This is a genomic window from Coriobacteriaceae bacterium (genome assembly GCA_025993015.1).
Lineage (GTDB): Bacteria > Actinomycetota > Coriobacteriia > Coriobacteriales > Coriobacteriaceae > Collinsella.
Map to the genome: position 1 here is coordinate 748,424 of DAJPFV010000001.1, position 24,960 is coordinate 773,383.

Annotated in this window: 22 protein-coding genes; 2 read left to right on the plus strand and 20 right to left on the minus strand. The window is 62.2% G+C overall.

Annotated elements, in window-relative coordinates:
• Positions 1-30: 30 nt before the first annotated feature.
• The 14 genes from OIL77_03250 to OIL77_03315 form a co-directional block, all read right to left on the minus strand.
• Positions 31-411, minus strand: coding sequence for a DUF192 domain-containing protein (locus tag OIL77_03250; protein ID HJI44435.1), 381 nt, complete (start codon positions 409-411; stop codon positions 31-33).
• Complete coding sequence (locus OIL77_03255; protein HJI44436.1) at positions 387-863, minus strand: hypothetical protein; 477 nt, start codon at positions 861-863, stop codon at positions 387-389. The genes OIL77_03250 and OIL77_03255 overlap by 25 nt, the downstream gene beginning before the upstream one ends.
• Entirely contained in the window at positions 863-3,016 is a 2,154-nt protein-coding gene (locus OIL77_03260; protein ID HJI44437.1) for a hypothetical protein, read from the minus strand. Before OIL77_03260 ends, OIL77_03255 begins: the two co-directional genes overlap by 1 nt.
• Positions 2,988-3,485, minus strand: coding sequence for a pilus assembly protein (locus OIL77_03265; GenBank protein HJI44438.1), 498 nt, complete (start codon positions 3,483-3,485; stop codon positions 2,988-2,990). The genes OIL77_03260 and OIL77_03265 overlap by 29 nt, the downstream gene beginning before the upstream one ends.
• Positions 3,460-3,678 carry a hypothetical protein gene (locus tag OIL77_03270; GenBank protein ID HJI44439.1) on the minus strand — a complete coding sequence of 73 codons (219 nt, stop codon included), beginning with the start codon at positions 3,676-3,678 and terminating at the stop codon, positions 3,460-3,462. Before OIL77_03270 ends, OIL77_03265 begins: the two co-directional genes overlap by 26 nt.
• 1 nt (position 3,679) lies before the next feature.
• Positions 3,680-4,243 (minus strand): hypothetical protein, encoded by a 564-nt coding sequence (locus OIL77_03275; GenBank protein HJI44440.1) that lies wholly within the window; start codon positions 4,241-4,243, stop codon positions 3,680-3,682.
• Positions 4,207-4,440: a hypothetical protein gene (locus OIL77_03280; protein ID HJI44441.1), complete on the minus strand. Its 234-nt coding sequence runs from the start codon at positions 4,438-4,440 to the stop codon at positions 4,207-4,209. Before OIL77_03280 ends, OIL77_03275 begins: the two co-directional genes overlap by 37 nt.
• 10 nt (positions 4,441-4,450) lie before the next feature.
• On the minus strand, positions 4,451-5,092 hold the full coding sequence (locus tag OIL77_03285; GenBank protein HJI44442.1) for a type II secretion system F family protein: 642 nt from the start codon (positions 5,090-5,092) through the stop codon (positions 4,451-4,453).
• Entirely contained in the window at positions 5,089-5,982 is an 894-nt protein-coding gene (locus OIL77_03290; GenBank protein HJI44443.1) for a type II secretion system F family protein, read from the minus strand. Before OIL77_03290 ends, OIL77_03285 begins: the two co-directional genes overlap by 4 nt.
• 5 nt (positions 5,983-5,987) lie before the next feature.
• Entirely contained in the window at positions 5,988-7,316 is a 1,329-nt protein-coding gene (locus tag OIL77_03295; GenBank protein HJI44444.1) for a CpaF family protein, read from the minus strand.
• The gene (locus OIL77_03300; GenBank protein ID HJI44445.1) at positions 7,313-8,962 is read right to left on the minus strand and encodes a P-loop NTPase; all 1,650 of its coding nucleotides are present in this window, start codon (positions 8,960-8,962) and stop codon (positions 7,313-7,315) included. The genes OIL77_03295 and OIL77_03300 overlap by 4 nt, the downstream gene beginning before the upstream one ends.
• Positions 8,962-9,621: a Flp pilus assembly protein CpaB gene (cpaB, locus tag OIL77_03305; protein ID HJI44446.1), complete on the minus strand. Its 660-nt coding sequence runs from the start codon at positions 9,619-9,621 to the stop codon at positions 8,962-8,964. Before cpaB ends, OIL77_03300 begins: the two co-directional genes overlap by 1 nt.
• Positions 9,622-9,873: 252 nt before the next feature.
• The gene (gene rsgA, locus OIL77_03310) at positions 9,874-10,953 is read right to left on the minus strand and encodes a ribosome small subunit-dependent GTPase A (GenBank protein ID HJI44447.1); all 1,080 of its coding nucleotides are present in this window, start codon (positions 10,951-10,953) and stop codon (positions 9,874-9,876) included.
• A gap of 343 nt (positions 10,954-11,296) precedes the next feature.
• On the minus strand, positions 11,297-13,978 hold the full coding sequence (locus tag OIL77_03315; GenBank protein HJI44448.1) for a cation-translocating P-type ATPase: 2,682 nt from the start codon (positions 13,976-13,978) through the stop codon (positions 11,297-11,299).
• A 440-nt stretch (positions 13,979-14,418) separates the two neighbouring features.
• Here OIL77_03315 and pyk point away from each other — a divergent pair, with 440 nt between their 5' ends.
• Both pyk and OIL77_03325 read left to right on the plus strand, forming a co-directional pair.
• On the plus strand, positions 14,419-15,879 hold the full coding sequence (gene pyk / locus OIL77_03320) for a pyruvate kinase (GenBank protein ID HJI44449.1): 1,461 nt from the start codon (positions 14,419-14,421) through the stop codon (positions 15,877-15,879).
• A 758-nt stretch (positions 15,880-16,637) separates the two neighbouring features.
• On the plus strand, positions 16,638-17,375 hold the full coding sequence (locus tag OIL77_03325) for a hypothetical protein (GenBank protein ID HJI44450.1): 738 nt from the start codon (positions 16,638-16,640) through the stop codon (positions 17,373-17,375).
• Here the strand turns inward: OIL77_03325 and OIL77_03330 are convergent.
• The 6 genes from OIL77_03330 to pheS all read right to left on the minus strand — a co-directional run bounded on the left by OIL77_03330 (position 17,372) and on the right by pheS (position 24,857).
• Positions 17,372-18,220, minus strand: a complete 849-nt coding sequence (locus OIL77_03330; GenBank protein HJI44451.1) for a hypothetical protein — start codon at positions 18,218-18,220, stop codon at positions 17,372-17,374. The genes OIL77_03325 and OIL77_03330 overlap by 4 nt on opposite strands.
• An 80-nt stretch (positions 18,221-18,300) precedes the next feature.
• Complete coding sequence (locus OIL77_03335; protein ID HJI44452.1) at positions 18,301-19,059, minus strand: energy-coupling factor ABC transporter ATP-binding protein; 759 nt, start codon at positions 19,057-19,059, stop codon at positions 18,301-18,303.
• Positions 19,060-19,117: 58 nt separating this feature from the next.
• Positions 19,118-19,954 carry an energy-coupling factor transporter transmembrane protein EcfT gene (locus tag OIL77_03340; protein HJI44453.1) on the minus strand — a complete coding sequence of 279 codons (837 nt, stop codon included), beginning with the start codon at positions 19,952-19,954 and terminating at the stop codon, positions 19,118-19,120.
• A complete protein-coding gene (cbiM, locus tag OIL77_03345; GenBank protein HJI44454.1) occupies positions 19,932-21,017 on the minus strand; it encodes a cobalt transporter CbiM in 1,086 nt (361 codons plus the stop codon). The genes OIL77_03340 and cbiM overlap by 23 nt, the downstream gene beginning before the upstream one ends.
• 246 nt (positions 21,018-21,263) lie before the next feature.
• Positions 21,264-23,717, minus strand: a complete 2,454-nt coding sequence (gene pheT, locus OIL77_03350) for a phenylalanine--tRNA ligase subunit beta (protein HJI44455.1) — start codon at positions 23,715-23,717, stop codon at positions 21,264-21,266.
• A 63-nt stretch (positions 23,718-23,780) separates the two neighbouring features.
• The gene (pheS, locus tag OIL77_03355; protein ID HJI44456.1) at positions 23,781-24,857 is read right to left on the minus strand and encodes a phenylalanine--tRNA ligase subunit alpha; all 1,077 of its coding nucleotides are present in this window, start codon (positions 24,855-24,857) and stop codon (positions 23,781-23,783) included.
• Between the last annotated feature and the right edge of the window lie 103 nt (positions 24,858-24,960).

Sequence of the window (24,960 nt, forward strand, 5' to 3'; positions counted from 1 at the left end):
CGTATGACGAAAGTCCACTGTCGCCAATTCTTAAGCCGGCACGCGTTGGAGAGCAGGAGTCGAAACAATGATTGAAGGACGCTCTAGTACGGCCCAGGCGCCGAGGCAGGAGCACATGCGCCAAGGACGAACGTTTTCGTAGCGCGCGAGGATATTGCCGTCGCGATCGATGAAGGCGATGTCGATGGGATAGGCCATAAAACACGTATGGACCGAAGAGCAGCGTGGAAACGCCATGACGAGCGACAGGCCGTTGGCGGCAACCGGACGCCGTCCCAGCATGCCGCGCAGGCGCACGACAAACGACTCCGCCACCACAAACTCGGCCGGCGTCCAACCCAGCCTATTGAGTGCCCGCGCGTAGGCGATGTAGGACGAGACCGCGGTCACATGACCACCCCCGGATGCCATGGATCGACCGTCACCGCGCGCTCGTGCGACAACGTTGTCGGCGCCCCCAGCGGAACGCCAGCGATGCTGAGAGAAGTCGGCCACGGCTCATAGTGCATGGTGCAGGTGTAGGTCCTAAACGTACCGGATAGGGAGAGCAGGCCACCATCTGATGCCTTCGCGCCTTGCTCGCTCGACACTTCGATCTGCAAGTCATAGCCTTCCATGGCATTCAGAATTTGAGTCTGGACCGTCGCCGAGGCATCGGCAGAGCTTTCGTCGCCCTCCCCCTCCGACGCCACGGCATGCGCTAGCACGATGTCGGGCACCACGCGGTCGAAGCGCGCGACAGCGCCGGCAAAGATCATGACGTTGTACACGATGAGTGCCAGCACCAGCAAAACGGGCGTAACCACTGCCATCTCCACCGTCGCTTGGGCGCGCTCCTCGCGCAGACGCATGCGGATACTCATTACGACCCACCGCCCAGAGCGCCAACCAGCGTGGCGACATCGACGGTGAGCGGGATGGAACCGCCGCCGGGCAGAGGAATCTCCGCAAGTGTGAACACCGTACCGCTAATGGTGCGTTCGACTTGATATTCCAACGCCTCGCAAAGCGCCTTGGGATCGGTCACGCCCAACGGAATACTTCGCAGTTTGTCTTGCGCTTGAGAGAGACCCGCAATGTCAGACCCCGGACTCTTAATGACGTTGGCAGAATCGGTCAGCACCGGCTTTCGCAGGCGCAAGTCGCACGGTTCCAAACCCAGCGCCGCCACGGACGCCGAAACGGTATCGCCGAGCCACGATGCGATGGAGCCCAACGCGCCGCTGCCCCCTCCTAGGCCTTTAATCATCTCGTCCATAAGTTCGTCGGCCGAACCTTGAATATCACCGTATCCTACGAGCAGCCGTCCCCAAACATCCATGACGCCGTCGAGCACGCCGGCAACGCCGCCCGAGCGTTCCTTCAATGTCGAGAAAAATCGCGAAAGCACGTTGTTTTGCGCCGTCGCGTCATCGGGCGCCAGCACCGCGGCAGAGATAGCACCGCGATCGCCAAGCCTAACTGCCGTGTTAAACGAGGAGTTAAGTTGATCGGGGCTGGTAATATCACCCGAAACTGCAAATGCGACCACGCCGTTGCGTCCAGGTGGGGCGATACGCGGGCGCTCGCCGGAAAGCGCTTTAATGGCCTGGTCAAACGCATTGCCTGCACGGTCGGCCTCGTCCTCGGTCTGACGCTCGAGCTCGAACTCCTTGTTGCGGCATTCGACGTAGTCTTCCAGGGCCTCTTTGAACTTATCGAAGTGGTACTCGAAGCCCCTTTCGACAGAAGTCGTTGCAATCGCAACGTACCCTAAAGACGACACACCGAAATGGCATTCGCTACACGTTTCGTGACCGTCAAAATCTGCGACGGATGCCAGCCCACCCGGCTTTCCTTTTTTGTAATTTGGACAGTCAGTCCCATAATGCAAATAGGTAACTTTATCTACTTCACTCGTGGGCCAACACGCATCGGTATAGAGTTCAGTCGCCCGCGCCTCATCTGGATTTCGCGGAAGGAAAGGGGTGTGGGCGGAAACTTTGCCGTCCTTTTCAGTTATATATGCCCGCTCGACTTCTTCGCTCGCATAAGCGAAGAACACCTTTCGTGCAGCAGAATCTGCCTGTTTTTCCGGACCCTCGCCAAGCGGTTTCTCATTTGCCAGGCGCTGGCGATAGTAGGCCTTCGCGCGATCGAGCGCCACTTGCGGTTCCCACGTAACGCTCGAAGCGTAATGTGGATTTTGAGCACCAGAGAGATCCGTTAGGCTTTTCGCACGCTCCCACATACACGAGTACTTGCCAATCGAACTCTCGTCCGACCCGCCACAATCCGCCAGCCAAGCGCGCTCTTTAGCCTTCGCCGTGTCCTCAGAAGCCTTCCGCAGCTCCTCGGCCGCACGCTCTAAATCATCTGATGTGTCTTTAATGGTATCGGTCGAGATCTCTGACCCTTTGAGCGCAGCGAAGTCCGACTCGGATGTCCTGGGCACGGCAAGCGCCGTACCGGTATAGGTCACGCTATCGGTATCCTGCGCCGACACCGCCTGCGTGGCACGCGCGGCGATCAGATACGGCAGAGCCGTCTCGATTTTCTGTAAGCCTTCCGATGCGCTTTTGGCAAACTTGTTGCGCGTTTTAATGATCTCAATCCCGGTGTCGACCATATTGCCGGCAACTGGTTCGGCACCCGGGATGAGGATGGCGACCAGGCCCGTCCCGATTGTGGCAAACCCCGCCAGCCCCAGACTCAAGATGCTCGCATCAACCACCGTGGCAGCCGTGTGATAGGACGACACTACGTTGGCACCCGCCAGCGCGCCGCTATCGGCCGCCACCTGGGTATCCCCGGCACGCGACATGCTCCATATCGCCGCGGTCGACGAAAACAACAACGTGAGCACCACTAGGATGACCACGGCAGAAGAAAGCGTGGTGTAGGCACCGTCTTCGATAAACAGGTCGACACCGGCACGGCCCATAAAGCCGCCTCGCTTGCGATGGCAGCTCGGACGGCGCGTCAAAACGCATCTAGACCAGAAACGCTTAATCCCATGCAGCAATCCACGAATCATAATCTCCCTCCAGCCATTCGGGACGCGATTGATACGAGACATCGACCTTGAGCTCAACGTAGCCGCCCTCGGCGGTACCACCCATAGCCCGCGCAAACGCACCGATCACAGGCAACGGCTTGACCTTGCCGGAAACGGACACGGCCGAGACGCCACCCGCACCGGCCCGGCCAAGCTCGATATCCCACGACAACGGCCCGCCGGCATGAAAGATCGAAACGTTGGGCACTGCGGCAAGCCGGCGGCGGGTGAACTCCTTAAGATCGTCGTCCTCCGCCGTCGTCGTGGTCATGAGCCGCGCGGTCTCGGCGGCGGCAGACTCCATGACCGCGCGCGTATAAAGCAGGCACACCGGTTGCAGTGCGAGAAGGATGAGCGTCAGAAACGTCGGCAGCAAAAAAGCGGCCTCGACCGTAGACTGCGCCCGGTCCTCACGCGCGATATCAATACAACGCGATGTCCTTAGCACCCGCAGCGGCGTCGATAACCGACGTCGAGGCAACGCCATGGGATGCCGCCCGCTCAACCAGCGCCGCCAAGCGCCCATCGGTGCCAGCACGCCAAAGCCCCGCGATCGCCAGCACGATCGATAACAGCGCCACCGTGACGATGGCGTATTCCACAGTCGCTTGGGCAACCTCTTCACGCAGAACGCCATGCATTTCACGATCCCTCCTTTGAGCTTATTGTTTGCGGGACCAAGCGCACGGCGCGCAGACGACACGAAGCATCGCCAGTATCCGCGGCAACCGTCACCATATCGACCCAGCCGCGCCCATCGCGCACGATGGCGCCCCATACGTTGCCCTTAATATCGAGATAGCCGCTCAGGGCGAGCTGGGACGTTGGCACCTCGCGGTAGGCGCGTAACATATCCGCCGCTGCCTCGGTCATCGGTCGGTCCTCGGACCATGCAAGCCGGACCGCAATCGCGTTGTCCTCAGGCAAATCCGTCGCAGTGCCAGACCGCTTGTCGAGCGTCCGCAGAAAGGTTTGCGCCGTGACAGCGACATCCGAATCGTCCGCATCTCGCATCTCATCTTTTTGAGACGCCACCGCCGAATCTGAGCCCGAATCGAAGGCGGCCCCAGGACGCTGCTGCCGCGCGGCGTTAAGCCCCCAAAGCACCGCCGCTATCGCCACGGTCAGGCAAGCAAACACCAGCAGCACCCCGATGGGGCGCTCGCCCTCTACAGGCTGTTGATGCCCTCGCTGATCGCATCCCATAGCTCTTTAACCTTGCCCTTAAATGCGACGATGGCGATAATCGCGATCACCACGAGCACGCCGACCAAGATGGCATACTCGGTGGTACCCTGTGCACTCTCCTCCTGCAGTAGCTCCTTGGCGCGTTGACGAACATGTGCCGCCCGGCAAAACGCCCAGCCCTGGACCTTGCCAGCAGCGTCAGTCATCGTGTTCATGTATTCCTCCCTACATCATCCCGCCTGCTCCCAGCAGCGGGCCCAATATGGACAGAAGCAACGCCGGCAAGATGAGCGTGCCGGTGGGAATCAGCAGCTTGACGGGCGCACGCTCGATCTCGCGCTCGACCGCAGCGCGATGAGCCGCACGGATCTCGCGACTTTGAGCGGCCAGCGTCTCGGCAAGTGGGGCACCCAGGGCGAGCGCCTGCCCCACCGTGATGGCAAAGGTCTCGAGCGCTCGCACGTCCAGGTCGCGCGCGGCGGCCAACAACTCGTCCTCACGCGTGCCCACGCCCACCTGCCACGCCATGCAGGCCCGCTCAAGGCGAAGAGCCAGCACTGACCGGCGGTTGGCGCAGAAAATCTCAAGCGCCGCATCAAACGAAAGACCGGCCGAAAGACCCAAGCGCACAACATCGATCATCTCGGACACTTCGCCGAGCGACACTCGCGCCGGGCCGCCCACTCCAACCGCGCCCTTCACTCGCGCGGTCAGGGCATCGACCACTGAGCGACCCGCGGCAGCGACCAGCACCGCCTCGCGCTTGCAGGCCCCTGCGATCTTGCGTGCATCCGCCCGATCCAAACCCGTCGCGACAAATACACTCAGGGCGCACAGGCAAGCCGCAACTGCAACCGGGGCGCTCATAGCTCCACCCGCATAATGCGTCGGATAACCACCAGGGCAACGGCATTGAGGGCAAGACCCAGCACCACAGCGCCCACGCCGGCAGGCGTCGCAAGACCGCGACGAAAATCTGCCGAAAGCAGCGCCAACACCGCGCACATGCCCGCCGGCATCGCCGCGACCATATGCGCAGACATGCGAGCCTGCGACGTCTTGACATCCAGGCGGCGCTTGAGCTCAATGCGCTCCCCCACCATGCTCGACGCCTCGGACAGTAAGTCGGCAAGCGGAGCACCGGTGCGCTGAGACACCTTAAGCGCCAAGGTCACAAGCGAAAGGCCGGGAGCGTCGATGCGCACGAGCAAGTCATCGAGCGCGTCGGTCGCCGAGATACCGCAATCGATCGCCGCCGCCACCCGCAAAAACTCGGTATGCACCGGTTCTTGCGCATGAGCGCCCACAAAGCGCATGCCCTGGGCCAGCGAATGTCCCGAGGCAAGCGACATGGAAAGTGCGGTAAACGCCTCGGGCATTGCCTCTTCTGCATCGTGTTGCTCGCGCCGGCTCTCAAAGCCATCCCGAGCGGCGCCAGCGGCAATCGGAGCAACAAGTCCCAAGGCAAACCCGAGGGGCGATAACGACACCATCGTTAGTAAAACGCAGCAGACACCGCTCGATAGCAGTAGAAATGCCAAACGCCCCGAAGCATCTTCGATCACGAGGCCAAGGCGATGCGCCGGAGCCAGCGATGTCCACGAACGGGCGATCTTTTTCAGCAGATCGTTTTCCACCAGCTCACGCGGCAGCCTCTCTGCCACCGTCTCGAGCGCCTGACGCGCCAGCTCCGCCGGCGGCACCTGCGGCACACGAGGTTCCGCCCCGCACGCCGTCGCAACAGAAAACCCTGCCAAACCCCCTACGACGAGGGGCACAGCGACCTCCATTCGTCCACCTCCTCTTGTGTGAGCGTCCCCGACCGCAGGCCTTCTGCGATAAACGGCGGCTCGCGGTCAAGCGTCCAGGTGCGCTCGGCGGCATCGAAAGTCACATAGCGCTCGAGCTCTACGCCGCCCGACGCGGCGCGACGCACCCCCGAATACGAGGAGACGAAACGCCTGCCATCGGCGTGGCGCTCGGACATCACGATGCCGTCGAGCGCCATGGCAATCTGCTCCTCGATGAGCTCGCTCGGCAGATCGATGCCATAACGTGCAAGCAATGTCAGACGCACCACGGTCTCCTGTTCTGAACCCGCATGAAGTGTGGTGAGCGACCCGTCGTGGCCCGTGTTCATGGCCTGCAACATGTCGCAGCACTCGGCACCACGCACCTCGCCCACCACGATGCGGTCGGGGCGCATGCGCAGGGCATTAGTTACTAGGTCGCGAATCGTCACCGCACCCTCACCCTCAATTGAAGCCTCGCGCGCCTCTAGGCGCACCACGTGCGGATGATGCGCAAACTTGAGCTCGGCAGAGTCCTCGATCGTCACGATGCGCTCGCCGGTGGAAATCTCGCATGACAACGCGTTGAGCAGGGTGGTCTTACCAGATCCCGTGCCTCCCGCAACCGCCAGGTCCTGTCGCAGCGACACCGCGCACGACAGCAGCTGCGCATACCAAAGCGGCAGCGACCCCAGCCCCACAAGCTCGTCCAGTGAGCAGATGCGGTCCGAGAACTTTCGGATGGTGAGAATCGGTCCGTCAATCGCCACAGGCGGAATCACCGCGTTGACGCGATAGCCCGTTTTGAGGCGGGCGTTGACGATGGGGCTGCGTTCGTCGATACGGCGGCCAAGTGGCGAGATGATGCGGTCGATAAGCACACGGATCTGCTCATCATCCTCAAACGCATGCTCGATGGGGTACAAGACGCCACCACGTTCAAAGAAAGCCGAGCGGCAGCCGTTGATCATGATCTCGGTAACGGTGTCGTCCTCGATGAGCGGCTGCAACGGCCCCAAGCCCACCACGTCATCCAAAATCTCGTCGATGATGGTCTCGCGCTCGGGCGTCGCGAGATCGGTCGGTTCCTCAACATTGAGCGCCGCCTCCACCGCGGGACGCAATTCCGAGCGGGCAAGTGCCGGGTCGATATAGGCGCTGATACGCGCCACTTCGTCGTAACCCATGCGGTCCATCACGGCGCGCTTGGTGCGTCGTTTCACCGCGCGGCGACGCCCCGCATCTACAGGCGCTGCCGCCGCTGCAGCGCCGGCAGCCTTAATCCTCGTTTGCAGACTCATCGCTGATCACCCTCGCGCGACCAGGGAAGGCGGATACGCGGGCGCTCGGTACGCGTTGCACGGTCGGCGACCATATCGCTCCAAGGGCCGACGGCGCACCCCAGTTCCACGAGCATCTCGCGCGTAGCCTCGCGCACGCTGGTCGCAAAAGCGCTGGTCTGCCCCACTGCCTCGTCAGCGCGTCCAAACGCCATGAGCGCGGCGAGATCCTGCCCGCCATCGGCGATATGAATCTTGGAGCTCAACGCACAGGCAATCTCAAAGCGCATGGCGACGTCCTCGTCTGCCCCGCGCGCACCGAACCGGTTGAACACGGCGCTCATGCGCGTGCGCGGCACACCTACTCGACTTGCCAGTTCAATGACGCGCGACGCCGATGTCGCGGACGACACCGCCGCATCGCCAACGACCAGGCAACGGTCGCTCGCCGCCACCGCAGCCGCCACGGCATCGCCCCAAAAGACCGAGGTATCGATAAAGACCACGTCGGATTCGCGACGCAGGACATCGAGCAGCAGCTCCACCGGACGTGCCATGAGCTCAGCTTGCTCGGGCGCCGCGACGGGACCCCAGAGCGTAACGCCCGGGGCGACGCGCATCGATGCGGCCACGATATCCGGCTCGGTGAGCGTGCCCGCCGCCGACGGCTCGATAAGTGCCGCCATATCGTGCGGAGCATCGACGCCTAACAAGTCGTAAAGGTTTCCAAACATCAGGTCCAGGTCGAGCACGGCGGCACGCAAGCCCAACAGCGACGATGTGTGTGCCATGGTGGCAACGATCGTCGACTTGCCGCAACCGCCCGAACCCGAAATGGCGCAGATGACCGGAGCTCGATGCGGCGAAGCGGCAGCGTCTGCCGGCGGCATCGGAGGCGGCGGGGCGGGCGTCGGTGACAGCGTCCCCGTCTCCCCCGCCGCAACTACACGCTGCGTCCAAGCCGGCATGGCGGCTTGTTCGGTCTGCGAGGCAGGCTCGTTCTGCGCAATCTGCTCATGCTGCATCAGCGACAACTCGCCGCACCCGGCAAAGCCCTCAACTTCGTCGAGTTCATCCGCCAGATTCACGCCGCGCACGTATCCCATATCTACAGCCGGGGAGTCGCCAGCATGCTGCGCCGGTCCTCCAGCGTCATCGTATACAAGGGGGTTCCGGGGGCGCCGACCATGCTCGGCTTCCGCTTTTCCATAATCATCAACACGCGGGCCTCTTGTAGCGCGAGGCGCCCCGGGTTCCCTATCAACAAAAGCATCGGGCTCAATCGTCATGCGCCGATCGGAATCAACCGCTCCCTCGCCCGCTCGCCCGTTGCCGCATATACTGTGCGCAGCGATGACCTCGGTCGCCCCTGCGCGAAACAGCCCCTCGATATCCGACGGATCGAGTGCTTCTATCAACACGACCACGCGACTCACGCGGCCTTCGGCCGTCAGGCGCGCAACAGTCTTGCGCACATCTTCGGTATCAAACAGAGACGCCGCGATGATGGCAGCTCCGCGGCGCGACGGAAACGCCCGCGCCATGGAAACCAGCCCGTCCAGGTCACCCACGCGAAGCACCTGTGCACCCGTATCACGGCCCTCGACTTCCCGCTGCAACAGCCCGTAATCGCCGCACGCGCAGCACGCAAGCCAGATCGCCTTCATCACTCGTCGCCTCCGCTCTTTTTGCCGCGCGCCGTGGCGGGAATCGTCAAGCTGACCGTTCCCTTGCCCGAGGCTCCCAGCAGTTCCTTGACGTCTTCGGGGTCAGCCGCCAGCGTCACCCATTCGATCTTGCCCTCGCGCGTGGCACCGGAATCCTCACTGGTATCGATCACGTACGCGCCGCACAGTCGATCGGTTACGCCGTCTTTTTGCACATACACATCCACGTAGCTGCCCACGCCCGTAGCACCGCCGACCGAGTGCTCGGCATCGACCGCCACCGAAACGGCGACCTTGCCCTTAGGCACCTCGAGCTTGTGGCTCTCGGCCTTGGTGTAGACATTGCAGATCACGGCGTTTTTGGGAATACGCGAAGTCGTCACGTCGCCGCGCACCTGGCGCAGCTCGGTCGCCGCGTCACGCGGCAGCAGACTCGTCAGCCATTCCTGGGTTATGACATTGGTCTCATCGAGGGTCTCGCCCACATCGATATCGCGCGCCGCGACGCATACCTCGGCGCGATCGCCACCGTACTTGGCCAAGGTCTCAGCCTGGACCTGTTCGGCTTGCGAGCGAATCGACGAGCCGTAAACCATGCAGAGCAGCGCAGCGAGCACGCCCGCGACCAGACTGATGGCGATGCGCTTGCTCTTGTTCACGGCCGCTCCTCTCATGGCAGTGCCGGGCGAATGCCCGTACCACCATTGTCTGGGTGGTCAGAGTGCAAAGCGGCGCAATCGCGATCTCGGTTTTCGATGTCAAACCAATCGCTGACCAAAAACTAACCAGCCCGTCAAGCTCGTGGCAAGGTTTTGGTCAGCACGTCAGCAAACTGCATGTTTCGAGGCTTTTTCGCAGCAAAAAAGCCGTCTCCCGAACAGTTGGAAGACGGCTGTCATAGGAAAAATCAATTACAGGTGGACATCGGGATCGAGCATTTGAGCACTCACGCGCATGGATGACGCCAGGTTTTGGAACGTTTCCAAACGCAGGCTGTCGATCTGCCCGGCGTCCTCGGCCTCGCGAACGGCACAACCCGGCTCATGGGTATGCGTGCAATCGCCAAACCGGCACGCGCGCGATGCCTCGACAATCTCGGGGAAGGCGCGCGCCAGACCCCGCTCGTGACCCACGAGCGGTAAGCTGCGCAGGCCCGGGGCATCGGCGATCACGCCGGCGTCGCCCGGCAGTGCCACCATCACGCGCGCGACGGTAGTGTGACGGCCCTGGTCGTCGCGTTCGCGCACACCGCCAGTCGCCAACGTATCGTGGCCCAGCAGCGCATTGAGCAGCGTCGACTTGCCGGCACCCGACTCGCCCAGAATCATGGCGCAGCTCCCGGCAGGCACGCAGGAACGAACCTCGTCCAGGCCGCGCCCCTCGGCAGAGGACGTCACGATCACGCGCACGTCCGGACCCACCAGGCGGCGCACGCGGTCCAGATCGCGCTCGAGCTCCTCGGCATCGCAGCGATCAGCTTTGGTGAGCACCACCACCGGTTCGGCATCGCAGTCGAGCGCCAACACCAGCGAGCGCGCCACGCGGTCGAGCAGCACCTCACCGGCACCGAGCGCCTGCACGATTAGCACGCAATCCACGTTGGAGCAGAGCACCTGACGCTCTCCGCGGGCACGGCCGCGCCAACGCTCAAAGCTCGTACGGCGCGGCAGCACGCACTCAATCACGCCCATATCGTGCCCGGGAGCGCGGCGCACCGCCACACGGTCGCCCACGGCAGGCAGCAGGACCTCGTCCTCGCCGCGCGACTTGGCAAACCCCACGGCATGCTCGGCGCGGAAGGTGTCGTCGGCAGTCGCCACCAGCGGAAACCCGCGATCCAAGCGCACCACGGCGCCAAGCTGCATCTGCTCGGGCTCCTCGGTATGTGCGCAAAAGTCGTCAAATGCCGCCTGCTGAGCTTCATCGACCGGCAGGTCATCGAACGCCGGAACATCCTGCAGCGCGTCAAGTCCCGGCACGTTTGCCAGCAGCTCCTCGGCAGACGCGGGGGCTTCGGTCGCGAGCTTCCGACGACGATCGCGCTTAGCCCGCGCCCCCGTCGTCTTTTTCTTCGCCTTAGCCTTCGCCTTGCCCACAAGCGCCTCCCAGCACCATAAATCACAACTGAGCAGGTATTTTAAATCAAAAAGAGCTGGCCGGGCAAAGCCCGACCAGCTCACAAACTTTTCCTCAGCTTACGGTCCCGAGAGGTCATCCGAAGGCCCGCCCGCCGGGAGGGGTTTCTTCTGAGCGATCCCGCAGCGCGAAGCGCGAGGACCAGCGAAGAAGAAACCCCGCAGGCGGTCGGGCCGGTGGGAAGGATGGCCTTTCGACCTACTCCTTCTCGACCGCGCGCATGATCGCCTTGTAGATCTCCATCAGCGGGATGATCAGGAAGGCCAGGCCCAGCGCGGCAAGAACGCCCTTGAGCTCAAGCGTCACGGGGCCAAAGAACATCTCGGCAAGCGTCGGCTGCACGGTCACGATCACCGTCAGCACCAGTGCCAGCGCGGCAGAAGCCCACAGCCACTTGTTCTGCTTCTTCATGGTGAACAGCGACGCACGACGGCTGCGCATATTGAAGCAGTGGAAAATCTCGACCATGTTGAGCGTGATGAACGCCATCATCACGCCTTCCTCGTCGGCATTGCCGGCGATCATATCGACGATGTGGATGTAGCCCATGTCAAAGTACACGCCCACAAAGAAGCTCGCCAGCACCAGCACGGTGATGATCAGACCCTGGACCACGCAGTCCAGGCCCATGTGACCGGCAAAGACACCGTCCTTGGCGTTGCGCGGCTTGCGCTTCATGATGTCGCCCTCGGCGTCCTCCATGCCCAGCGCGAGCGCGGGGAAGCAGTCGGTGACCAGGTTCACCCACAGCAGCTGCACCGGCTGGAAGATGGTAAAGCCGATGAGCGTGGCGATAAACACCGAGAACACCTCGGCAAGGTTGGCCGAAAGCAGGAACTGGATGACCTTGCGGATGTTGTCGTAGATGCGACGGCCCTCTTCGCAGGCACCGATGATGGTGGCGAAGTTGTCGTCGGCAAGCACCATGTCGGCAACGTTCTTGGTGACGTCGGTGCCGGTGATGCCCATACCGACGCCGATGTCGGCGCGCTTGATGGACGGGGCGTCGTTGACGCCGTCGCCGGTCATGGCGACGATCTGGTCGCGCGACTTCCAGGCCTCGACGATGCGCGTCTTGTGCTCGGGCTGGACGCGGGCGTACACGCCGTAGTCCTCGATGTGCGCGTCGAGCTCCTCGTCGCTCATGCGGTCGAGGTCGGCACCGGTAATGGCATGGCTGCGATCGGTGACGATTCCCAGCTGCTTGGCAATGGCCACGGCGGTGTCGATATGGTCGCCCGTGATCATGACGGTGCGAATACCGGCGTCGTGGGCCTCGCGGATGGCGTCGGAGACCTCGGGGCGGACAGGGTCAATCATGCCGGACAGGCCGCAGAAGACCAGGTCGTGCTCGAGCGCAGCGGGGCTGCAGTCGCTCGGGACCTCGGTGTAGGTGCGGCTTGCCAGCGCCAGCACGCGCAGGGCCTCGTCGGCCATGGCCTTGTTGGCGGCCACGAGCTCGGCGCGACGCTCCTCGGTCAGCGGAACGACCCTGTCGCCGTCGTAGATATGGGTGCACAGGCCGATCACCACGTCGGGCGCGCCCTTGGTGTACTGCTCATACTCGCCGTCCAGGGTCTCGACGACCACGGACATCATCTTACGGCCCGAGTCGAACGGGGCCTCGCCCACGCGCGGGTGCTCGGCAGTCAGGCCAGTAAGACCAGCCTTGCCGGCATCGTTGACGAGCGCGCACTCAGTCGGCTCACCAACGGCCTCGCCCAGGTCCTCGTCCCACTGGGCATCGGAGCACAGCGCCATACCGGCCAGGAACTTCTCCTTAGGCGCAGCGAGCTCGTGCTTGACGACGGTCATCTTGTTTTGGGTAAGGGTACCGGTCTTGTCGGAGCAGATGGTCTGCGTGCAGCCAAGGGTCTCGACGGCAGAGAGCTTGCGGATAATCGCCTGGCGCTTGGCCATTTTGGTCACGCCGAGCGAAAGCACGATAGTCACGACGGCAACCAGACCCTCAGGGATGGCGGCGACGGCAAGCGAGACAGCGACCATAAAGGTATCGAGCAGCGCGGTCGGGTCGGTGAGAACGTTGCCCACGCCGTGGCGGATGATGTCGACGCCAAAGATAACGACGCAGATGACGATAACCATGATAGTGAGGATGCGGCTGAGCTCGGCAAGCTTCACCTGCAGCGGCGTGAGCTCTTCCTTGGCCTCGGCCAGGGCGCCGGCGATCTTACCCATCTCGGTGTTCATACCGGTACCGACTACGACGGCGCGGCCACGGCCGTACACCACGGTGGAGCCCATGTAGCACATGTTCTTGCGGTCGCCGAGCGGCACGTCGTCGGTGCCGGCGGCGAGCTCGATCACGTTGGCATGCTTCTCGACGGGCACGGACTCGCCGGTAAGGGCGGCCTCCTCGATCTTCATCGTGGCGCTCTCGAGCACGCGGCAGTCGGCCGGGACGGAGTCGCCCGCCTCGAGCATGATCACGTCACCGGGCACGAGCTCGGCGCTCGGCAGGTGCACGAGCTTGCCGTCGCGCAGCACCTTGGACTGCGCCGCGCTCATCTCCTGCAGGGCCTCGAGAGCCTCCTCGCTTTTAGCCTCCTGGACCACGCCCAGCACCGAGTTGACGATAACGACGAACATGATGATGGCGACATCGGCAAAGTCCGCCTCGCCCTTGACCATGCCCGTGAGCGCGCTGATGACGGCGGCAACGATCAGCATGATGACCATGGGGTCGGCCATCTGCTCAAAGAAGCGCTTCCACAGCGGCGTCTTCTCGGCTTCCTCGAGCTTGTTAGGGCCTGTCTTAGCGAGGCGCGACGACGCCTCGTCGTCGCTCAGGCCGAGGTTCTCATCGACACCTTGGTCGCTGAGCACCTCCGCCGCGGCGGACAGGTATTCCTTTTGCATATAGAGTCCCCTCCTGGGATTCGGGCCACTCAGCAGATTGATGCCCGATCATAATTCCCAGGAGAAGGGCAAGGGCTCATCAAGGCTGCCGTGCTGAGCGGCAGTTGATAGTGGAGCTATGGTACCCCAAAGCAACGCGTCTAGCCAAAACAATCCATTTGGAAATATGGTCCATAAGCAACGGTGCAGACCGTGTGATGCTCCATACTGATAAAACGTTTTTTCTTCGGCGCATCATCAAATTGAAATATCGCCCAGATAGCAGCGGTTAGAACGGTTGGTAAAGTTTTTGCATATACCGTTTTCCGCAAAAAATGAACTTCTAATTCGGCATACGGTCGATTTTTTGGGGTATTCGGACGCCATTTCGTTATAATCAACTCGGTTTTATTTCTTATGGTTTATCTATCAGCGCAAGACGATGTCAGATGGAGGTCTGAATGTACAAGCGCACCAAGATTGTATGCACCATGGGTCCCGCCTGCGATAGCGACGAGACCATCCGCGAGATGATCAAGGCGGGCATGAACGTCGCCCGTTTTAACTTCTCGCACGGCTCCTACGACGAGCACCACGGTCGCATCGAGCGCGTCCGTCGTATTTCCAAGGAGCTCGGTATGCCCGTCGGCATCCTGCTCGACACCAAGGGCCCCGAGGTCCGCACCGGCCTTCTGGTCGACGGCAAGAAGGTTGCCGTCAAGACCGGCGACAAGATCGTCGTCACCGCTCAGCCCACGACCGAGGATTTCCACGGCACCTCTGAGCACATCTCCCTCGACTACCTGGCTCTGCCCTCCGAGGTCGAGAAGGGCTCCCTCATCCTGATCGATGACGGCCTGGTTGCCCTCGAGGTCGAGTCCGTCGACGGCCAGGACATGACCTGCGTCGTTAAGAACGACGGCCTGATCGGCGAGCGCAAGGGCGTCAACATGCCCAACGTCAACATCTCGCTGCCCGCCATCACCGAGCGCGATCGTCAGGACATCCTCTTTGGCCTGACCGAGAACATCGACTACATCGCCGCTTCCTTCATCCGCGACGGCGAGTCCGTCCGCGGCATCCGCGAGCTTTGCCGCGAGAACGGCGGCGAGCACGTGACGATCTTCCCGAAGATCGAGTGCGCCCTGGGCGTCGAGAACTTCGACGAGATCCTCGAGGCTTCCGACGGCATCATGGTCGCCCGTGGCGACCTGGGCATCGAGATCAAGCCCGAGCTCGTTCCGCACATCCAGAAGGAGATCATCGCCAAGTGCAACGCGGCCTACAAGCCCGTTATCACCGCTACGCAGATGCTCGACTCCATGCAGCAGAACCCGCGCCCGACGCGCGCCGAGGTTGCCGACGTTGCTAACGCCATTTACGACGGCACCGACGCCGTTATGCTGTCCGGCGAGTCCGCTGCCGGTAAGTACCCGGTCGAGGCCGTCAAGATGCAGGCCAGCATTGCTCTCGAGACCGAGAAGTACCTCCCGGCTCACGCTCCGCTCGAGGTTCCGGCTGACGCTCACGGCACCCGCGTTGTCAACAACGTTGTGGGTATGTCCGCTGTGAACATGGCCACCACCGTTGGCGCCAAGTGCATCACCGTGCCGACGACCACCGGCCGTACTGCTCGCCTGATCTCGCACTTCCGTCCCAACATGCCGATCTGCGCGTTCTCCCGCCACGAGTGGGCCGTCCAGCAGATGATCATGTACTGGGGCGTTATCCCGCACCAGGCCGAGATTACCCAGGGCACCGTCAACGGCACGATCGTCAAGGCGATCGAGACCGCTAAGGAGCTCGGCTACGTCGAGGCCGGCGACCTGACCGTCGCCACCGCTGGCGATCCCCGCATGAGCGTCCAGCTCGAGGACAAGGTCTCCTCGACCAACGTCGCTTACGTCGCTCAGGTGCGCTAAGTCGTACTTGCAAGCACACTTGCATCGCAAAGGGCCCGGAAGGCGAAGCCTTCCGGGCCCTTTTTCTGTGCCAATGCCGGTGCACGGCAAAACACACACTCATTTCTTTACCAAAAGCGCGAAATCCACCCTTCGAGACCCAATGAATAAAGTCCCAAGCGCTAAAAGTGTTCGCCCGGTGGCAAACCCACACCTTAACCGACGCTGCTAAATCGTTTTAGCAAGAGCCGGATTGACCTGCTTTTCGGAAGTATGCGGCAAATTCTGATACCTCCGAGCACACCCCGTTTTTTCGCAACAAAATGCCTGATAAACTAGCCTCAAAAGCCAGGTCTGCTCACAAGGTTTAGATTTTGCCGCATACTTCCGAATTGACACTGGCATCGCACGGTCCAAAAGCATATTTCGACCAGGAGGACGTCATGGACCTGACGCTATGCGGTCAATCCGCTTTTTACTATCACCGTATCCCGCCACAGATATTAGGCCTTTACCCTGCCATTAGCCTTGGCAATATGGATCGCAGATGTTGCGGCCTCGGAAGTCATGCAGTTGTAAAAGACCTGCTTCACGCACCGCTTCACAGGATTGTATTCACTCGGGCACAATCCGGGTCGCGAAGCCTGTTTAAATCGCACCTCCTGACCCAAGAGCCGCCTCCCGGGTCGTTTAGGCAAACCGAGCATGGGTTTGATGTCACATCGCCCGAGTTCACACTGCTCAACCTTGCTACGCAGGTCTCACGCAACCAGCTGCTTATGGCGTGTTATGAGATGTGCAGCTCGTTTGCTGTGTATACACCCTGCAAACGAGCGCAACGGCAACTTGATGAAGCTATTTCGCTTAAGCTCATTCCACCCAACTGCGGCTGGGAGCGGGTTATCGACGTCAACGGCAAGGATACCAACCTGTGGAAGCGCACGCCGCTTCTTTCCGCAGCGGATATCGCCGCGTTCGCCAAGCAGGCCGCAGGCCTGCGCGGTGTTAAGCAGCTCCGCTGGGCCGCCGAACGCATGACAGGACAGACCGCCTCGCCCTTCGAAGTACAGACCTCCATGCTTATCTCGCTCCCCCGCGACGAGGGCGGCATGGGCATCAACATCGCAAACAACGTGCGCATCCCACTCAGCGACGCCGCGCGCTCGCTGTATGACAAAACCTGCTGCTACGCCGATATCCTCATCGAAAGCGCCACCGACAGCATGGGTGTCATCCTTGAATGCCAAGGCCGCTCCGCCCACGACAGCGAAGCCGCGAGCCTCTCCGATGCCGAGCGCGCCACCGCGCTCACAAGCATGGGCTACGACGTCATCCAAATTACCTTTGGCCAGATTAAGGATAAGAAGAGCTTCGACCACATAGCCGAGCTCATCCATAAAAAGGCTGGACTTTCCTACACCCCAAAGACCAAACAGGAGCGCGCCGCCGAAGTCACCCTGCGGCAAGAGCTACTTGTCAATTGGGTTGAGCTATTCACCGCCAAGCCGGCCAGCTAGCAGCTAGCAATCAGGGGAAGCGCAGGCATATCGGGCGATTCGACGCGAGCCGCAAATCCCGCCTCGGTTAGCTCGATGACCTCGGTAAACGTTGTATCGAAAAACTCCTCGGTTAGCAGGCGATACGGCGGATGATCGGACTCGCCGGGGTTTTCGCGTACAATCTCGTGCATAACGCCGATGGTCTTGAGCACATACTCCTTATGGATGGGATACTGACCAAAACGGGTCGCCGCAGTATACAGGCGATCGGTCGCGCGCGGTATCGAAACGATGCCGAGTGTCTTGCCAAACCAGTCAAAGTCGCCTTGCTTTTTAATGCGGAATTCCTCGCACGGCTTGCCGCCGTGCGCCTCCAGGTACTGATTCACACGCGTATTCCATACGGTATCGGCCACCAGATGCGACCAAACGCCCAGCGTCAGATCGAGCAGCGACTGCGCCACGTCATCGGGCGCGAGCGAAAGCTCGCTAGCACCGGGACCGGCGACCGGCTCGGCGTCCTTGTAACGTTGGGGATAATGCACGCGATTCAGTCGCTCGCGCTCCTCGACAATCGAGGTAGCCGCGGCTGGCGCACCGGTGGGCGAACTTTTAAGCAACGGTGCCACATAGGTATCCCAGAACTCATGCTCACGAGGCTTAGGGATAGGCTCGGGCTTTGCAAAGTGCGTAATGCGGTACGGGATGGGATCGGCGATGCCAGGGACCATATAGCCCACGAAGATATCCGGAACCACGCAGCCAAACAAAAAGGCATTGCGGTCGCGCACGCTATTGGCAAGTGCACCGGTGCGCTCCAGCAAACGCTCCGTCTGAGCGATATGAATGTTCCAACTTGGCATAGCCACCCCCATAAAAAACCTGGATAACTATACCATCACGGCAAAGCCGCGCGGGCGGCTACGCACGCTCTACGCAGCAACTAGTCCGTAGTACCGCTTTCGGTTCCATACGACGGCGAAGGCGCCTCGACCACATGGTGATATCGATCGATATAGATTGCACGGGCACCCAGGCGTCGCACCAAATCCTGGTGATGCGTGCTCATCAAGACCGTCTTACCCGCCGCGACGTAGGCCAGCAAGAAGTTGACCACGATGTCGCATGAATCCTCGTCGAGCCCATTGGTGGGCTCATCGAGCACTAGGATATCGGGGTTCATCGATACAACTGCCGCCAGCGCCACACGCTTCTTTTGCCCGCCCGAGAGCTGATAGGGAGAGGCGTCGGCAAGGTCGGCAACCTGGAACAGCCCCATGGCATCGCGCACGCGGCGCTCGAGCTCGTCTGCCGGCAGCCCCATCTGCGCGGGACCAAAAGCAACTTCCTCGTCCACCGTGGCGCAGAACAGCTGGGCATCGGCGTTTTGGAACACGAAGCCCACGCGCTGGTGGAACTTCTGAGCAGCAGCAGAATCCTTCAGATACGCCGCATCGACCACGTGCCCGTCAAACAGGTATGCCCCTGCGTCCGCGAGTTCAAGGCCGTTAATAAGACGCATAATCGTCGTCTTGCCGCAGCCGTTGGGACCGAGCAGGGCAACGAGTTCACCACGATCGACCTGCAGCGACACGCCATCGACAACCGTATGCCCCGCATAGGAGAACACCACGTCGCGCAGCTCGATGAGCGGAACGACCTCGGCGCCGCCCACACCGTTCGTGCCCGCCGCACTATTCATATCGATCGTCAAAACGTCGCCCTTCCCCATTTGCATCCCCAGTCGGAACCAGCAGCGCCTACAGCACGGCGCACAACACTGTCAGCAGCGCCACGCCGGCCGCATAGGCCGCATCGCGCCAGCCAAACCTGGCGCGCGCGGGAGCCGGATACGCACCGGCAAAGCCGCGGCAAAGCATAGCCTCGTCCATCGCGCGGCTGCATTTCATCGCCTTGATAAAGGTCATGCCCATGATACCCGCGATCGAATCGGTACGCGAAAATCCCTCGGGCGCACGGCCAACGCTGCGCAGCATGACCGATTCGCACAGATCGTGCGCCGTACGACCCAGCACCTCGATGTGCTTGAGCGCCATATCAAACGTAAAGATAACTTCGTCGGGTAGATGCAGCATCTTGAGCGCCGCCGACATGCGGCTCCACGTGAGGGTCCACGAAGCGCCCAGCACCAGCGACACATTAATGAAGGTCTTGAGCGCAATCTTGAGCATGGCGCCCGTAGCGGAAGCACCCAGCAGCAGGGCAGGCAGCGCCAAAACCACTGCGAGCCCCGCGGCGCCAAGCGCCGGCACAAAGGTCGCGCGCAGCCCGCGTATGGGACGCACGGCAACGAGCACCAGCGCAATGGCCGCCATCAACATGAGGTACAGCGGGCTTTGTGTCAGGCACACGCACAGGACGCAAACGAATATCCCCACCAGGCGCACCGGAGCCGAAACGCAAGAAAGGGCGCGGTCGACCATCGACCCGCCCTCGTGCGCGCCTCCACCCAGGCGAACCCGCTCAAGCAGGCTCGCCAGGTGCAGGACGTTCTTTTGCATCACGCGATGACGAGCGCCCGTGGGCTCGTATCGCTCCTCGGCCGCAAGCCAGCTAGGCAGCTCGACCATCGCCATGGGCTCCGCTTTCCTTGACCGTCAGCGAGATCAGACGGAATGCGATGGTGAGCACCGCCACGCCAATCACGCCGGACAAGATATACATGGCAGCCTGACCGGCAAAGCCGAGACCCTGCTCCTCGGAATAGGCCTGCAGGTAATCACCCGTAGGCAGAGCGTCGGCAAAGGTCGGGGTGTCGAGACCGACCGAAGCCTGCAGGCTGTCGTCGCCAGCCTCCTGAACGGCGGTCGCGGCGCCCTCGGCGTCCCACTCACCCCAGGCGTCACCCGTGGCCAGCAGGCCCAGCGGCGTGGCCACGACAAGCACGGCAACCAAGATGAGCGTGGGGACCAGCGAGGTCTTCTTTGCAGCAGCGCCCTCGGCAGCAAGCTGTCCATCGGCGGCTTCGGGGCCGACGATAACGCTCGGCGCCGTCTTCTTGATAAAGCCGTAGATCGCGGCAGTCGCCACGCCCTCGACCACGCCGGCTACCAACATATGCGGGATCATCATGGCCGGAATGGCAATGGACAGCGGGAAGGGGCAGTACAGCGGAGCGCCCGAAGCATTCGTGAAAAGCATCGGCTGAATACCAAACTCGATTGCTGCGCACAGGGCCGCCAGGCACAGGCCGACCCAGCCGCTTACGATGGCCGAAACCGAGGTGCCCCAGCTCTTGTCGTGCAAACGGCTGTTAAGCGCGCGGAACACGATGGCTGCGGCAAACGGCAACACGAAGGCCATGTTAAAGCAGTTAGCGCCAAAGGACAGGATGCCGCCGTCGCCAAACAGCAGCGCTTGCAGCGCCAGCGCGACCGAAACCGCGATAGCCGCGGCCTCGGGGCCCAGCAGCAGCGCGATGAGTGCGCCACCAACGGCGTGGCCAGTGGTGCCGCCGGGCAGCGGCACGTTGAACATCATAAGCAAGAAGGAAAATGCGGCGCAGATGCCCAGGAAAGCCATGTGCTCGCGATCGAGCGTGGCGCGCACCTTCTTGATACAGTGAGCCCAGACGGGCACCATCGCCACCGCCATGACGGCATCGGTCTGCGGGGACAGATAATTATCTGGAATGTGCATGTACGCCTCCCGGTTATCGGCGCACGGAATTGCAACGCCGCTTGAATCACCTTTCCAGTGTTACGTAATGTCAGATTCGTAACACGCCGCGGGCTATCATAGCAAAACGGCGCACTGCCGACAAAGCAGCACGCCGTTATGTAATGCGCGTGTCATATATGCAGGCTCAACGGTGCCTTATACCGAAAACAGCAGTCACGTAGGACTCGGCAGCAGCCACCGCTGACCCATACCCCAGCGCAGGACCTAGCCGCGGACCTCGCCGTTTACGCCCTTGCACACCTTGGTGACGATCTTCTGGTGCGCCTTTTCGACCTCTTCGCTGGTAAGCGTGTGGTCGTCGGAGCGATACGTAAGCGCAAAGGCCATGGACTTCTTGCCCGCTCCGATGCGGATGGGATCGCGGTAGACGTCGAACAGACGCACATCCTCGAGCAGCTTGCCTCCGGCGCTGGTAATACGGCGCTCAAGATCCTCGCAGGTCACAGTGTTGTCGACCACGATAGCAAGGTCGTGCTCAACGGCCGGGTACTGCGAGAACTCACGGTAGTTCTCCTGGTTGCGGGCGCCCTTGATCAGCTTGTCCAGGTCGAGCTCAAAGGCAACGACAACCTCGTCAATGCCCATAGCCTCGCGCGCCTCGGGGTGAATCTCGCCAACCCAGCCCAGCACGGTACCGCCGGACAGAACCTCGGCGGCGCGACCCGGCTGCAAGAAGGCATAGCCCTCGCCCTCGACGGGACGGAAGCGAACCTTCTCGATGCGCAGCTGAGCAAGCAGCTCCTCGACAATGCCCTTGCCAAAGAAGAAGCGCAGCTTACGGTACTTCATGTTCCAGGACTGCTCGCTCCACTGGCCCGAGAGCACGCCCGCCACGGACTTGGTCTCCTTGGGCAGGCTGGCGTTCTCGCGGCCATGGAACAGGCTGCCGACCTCGTACAGGTGCACGTTGGGCGTGCCGTGGGCCTCGTTGTAGGCCACAGACTGCAGCAGACCCGGCAGCAGCGAGCGGCGCATCTCGGTCTGCTCGGCCACCAGCGGGTTCATGAGAACCACGGGGCAGCCGCGGCCCTCGGTGGACATACCAATCTTCTCCAGGTCGCCCGGGGCGGCAAAGCCAAAGGTCGTGGTCTCGTTGAGGCCGCAGGCGCGCAGGATCTCGCCGACCTTACGGGTGAGCTTCTGCTCGCGGGTCAGGCCGCCGATGTGGTTCTTGGCAGCCGGGATGGTCGCCGTAACGCGGCCCATGCCCCATAGGCGCAGGACCTCCTCGATCAGGTCGATCTCACGCGGCAGGTCGGGACGGAAGCTCGGCGGGGTGACCATGAAGTCCTCGCCGTCGCGCTCGACGGTGCAGCCCAGGCGGGTGAGCGAACGCTCGATAAAGTCGGGCTCGATGTCGGCACCGCAGATGGCACGCACGCGGGCCAGGCGCAGCTTAATGCTGTCGATGGTCTTGGGCGCGGGGAACACGTCCACATAGCCGGGAGCAACCTCGCCGCCGGCGATCTCCTCGATCAGCGCGCACGTCACATTGGCGACGTCCACGCAGCCGGTCTCGTCGACCTGGCGCTCAAAGCGAATGGAGGCGTCGGAGATCAGCGACAGATCGCGGCTGGTGTGCGAGGTGCGACCGGCGTTGAAGCAGGCGCTCTCGACCATCACGTCGACGGTGTCGTCCTCGATCTCGGAATCCATGCCGCCCATTACGCCGGCCAGCGCCACGGGACGCTCGCCGTCGGTGATGAGGCCCATGCCGGCGTCGAGCACGCGCTCCTCGCCGTCGAGCGTCGTGAACTTCTCGTCCTGCTGGGCGGCACGAACCACCACACGACGGTGGCCATCGCGCTCGGCAAAGGTGTCCAGGTCAAAGGCGTGCAGCGGCTGACCGGTGAGCATCATCATGTAGTTGGTGATGTCGACGATGTTGTTGTGCGGGCGCACGCCCAGGGCGTTGAGGCGCTTGACCATCCAGTCTGGCGACGGGCCGACCTTGACGTTGCGCACGATGCGGGCAACGTAGCGGTCGCACAGGCCCTCGTCGGCGATCTCGACGGAAAGCTCGTCGTCGGTCGCGCGGCCGGTCTCGACCTTGATAGCGGGCAGCTCAACGTGGAAATCGCGGTCGAAGATGGCGCCGGTCTCGCGGGCCATGCCGATCATGGACAGGCAGTCGGGACGGTTGGGCGTGATCTCACAGTCGAGCACGGTGTCGCTCGAGCCCACGTACTCGGCAAACGGCATGCCGCAGGGCGTATCCTCGGGCAGGATCATGATGCCGGAGTGGTCGCCACCCAGGCCGAGCTCGCGCGCGGAGCAGTTCATGCCCATGGACACGACGCCGCGAAGCTTGCTCTTCTTGATCTTAACGTCGCCGGGAAGCACGGCGCCAATCATGGCCGTGACGATGTGGTCGCCGGCCTCGAAGTTCTGCGCGCCGCAGACGATCTGCAGCGGAGCGGGGTTGCCGTCGGCGTCGAGGTTCTTGTCACCCACGTCGACCGAGCACACATACATGTGGTCGCTATCGGGGTGCGGGGTCTTGGTGAGCACCTTGGCGGTCACCACGTGGTCGAAGGACTCGCCCACGGTGTCGATCGCCTCGACCTCGGTGCCGGTACGGATATATTCGTCCGAAAGGGTCTTGGGATCCTCCGGAATATCGATCATGGTCTTGAGCCAGTCGTAAGAAACGCGCATCTAACTGGTCTCCTTTCATAAATGCGGCTTTGAGCCGGAAACTGCAACTAAGAAGAAAGCGTTCTAGAACTGGTTCAAGAACCTCATGTCACCAGTCATCAACGTGCGCAGGTCGGGCAGGTCGTAGCGCAGGGCCGCGACGCGCTCGGCGCCAATACCAAAGGCGAAGCCGGTGTACTTCTCGGGGTCGATACCGCAGTTGATCAGGACGTTGGGGTCGACCATGCCGCAGCCCAGGATCTCGATCCAGCCGCTGTGTTTGCAGAAGTTGCAGCCCTTGCCGCCGCACACATGGCAGCTCACGTCCACCTCGCAGGAAGGCTCAGTGAAGGGGAAGAAGTGCGGGCGGTAACGCGTCTTGCGGTCCTCGCCAAACATGCACTTAACAAAGTAGTCGAGCGTGCCCTTAAGATCGCCAAAGGTGATGCCCTCGTCGACGACCAGGCCCTCGATCTGGTTGAACTGCGGCAGGTGGCAGGCGTCGGCCGTGTCGGGACGATAGACGGTGCCCGGGCAGATCATGTAGATGGGCGGCTTCTGCGACTCCATGGTGTGGATCTGCACGCCCGAGGTCTGGGTGCGCAGCAGCACGTCGGACTCGCCGTGGGCGTGAGCCTCGGGGTGTGCGACGCTGCCGGGGTTGTTGTCGACCACGTAGAAGGTGTCGCGGGCCGAGCGGCTCGGGTGATCCATGGGGGCGTTGAGCGCGGTGAAGTTGTAGTAGGAGGTGTCGACCATGGGACCGGACTCGACGGTGTAGCCGATGCCGCAGAAGATGTCCTCGGCCTCCTCGATGATCTGCTTGATCAGGTGCTGGTGACCGATCTGCGGACGGATGCCCGGCAGCGTGATATCGACGGCCTCGTGCTCGAGTGTGTGCTTGAGGGCGGCGGCCTTCATCTCGGTGGTGCGCTCGTCGAGCATGCCCTCAATCAGCTGGCGCATCTCGTTGGCGCGCTTGCCCATCATGGGACGATCCTCGGGGGCGAGCTTGCCCATCATGCGCATCAGGCCAGTGATGCGGCCCTTGCGGCCGAGCAGCTCAACGCGCGCGGCCTCGAGCTTTGCGGCGTCGTCGGCGCCCGCGACGAGCTCCTTGGCCTCTTCCTCGAGTTTGACCAGATCATCAATCAGACTCATGTCTTCCCTTTCGTCTCTCGCGCTCCCCGCTTGCCGAGGCGGCTGCCGCCGTCTGACGTTGCGAAAACGCGGCCCGGTTCGGTAACAAAAAACCGCCCTCGGG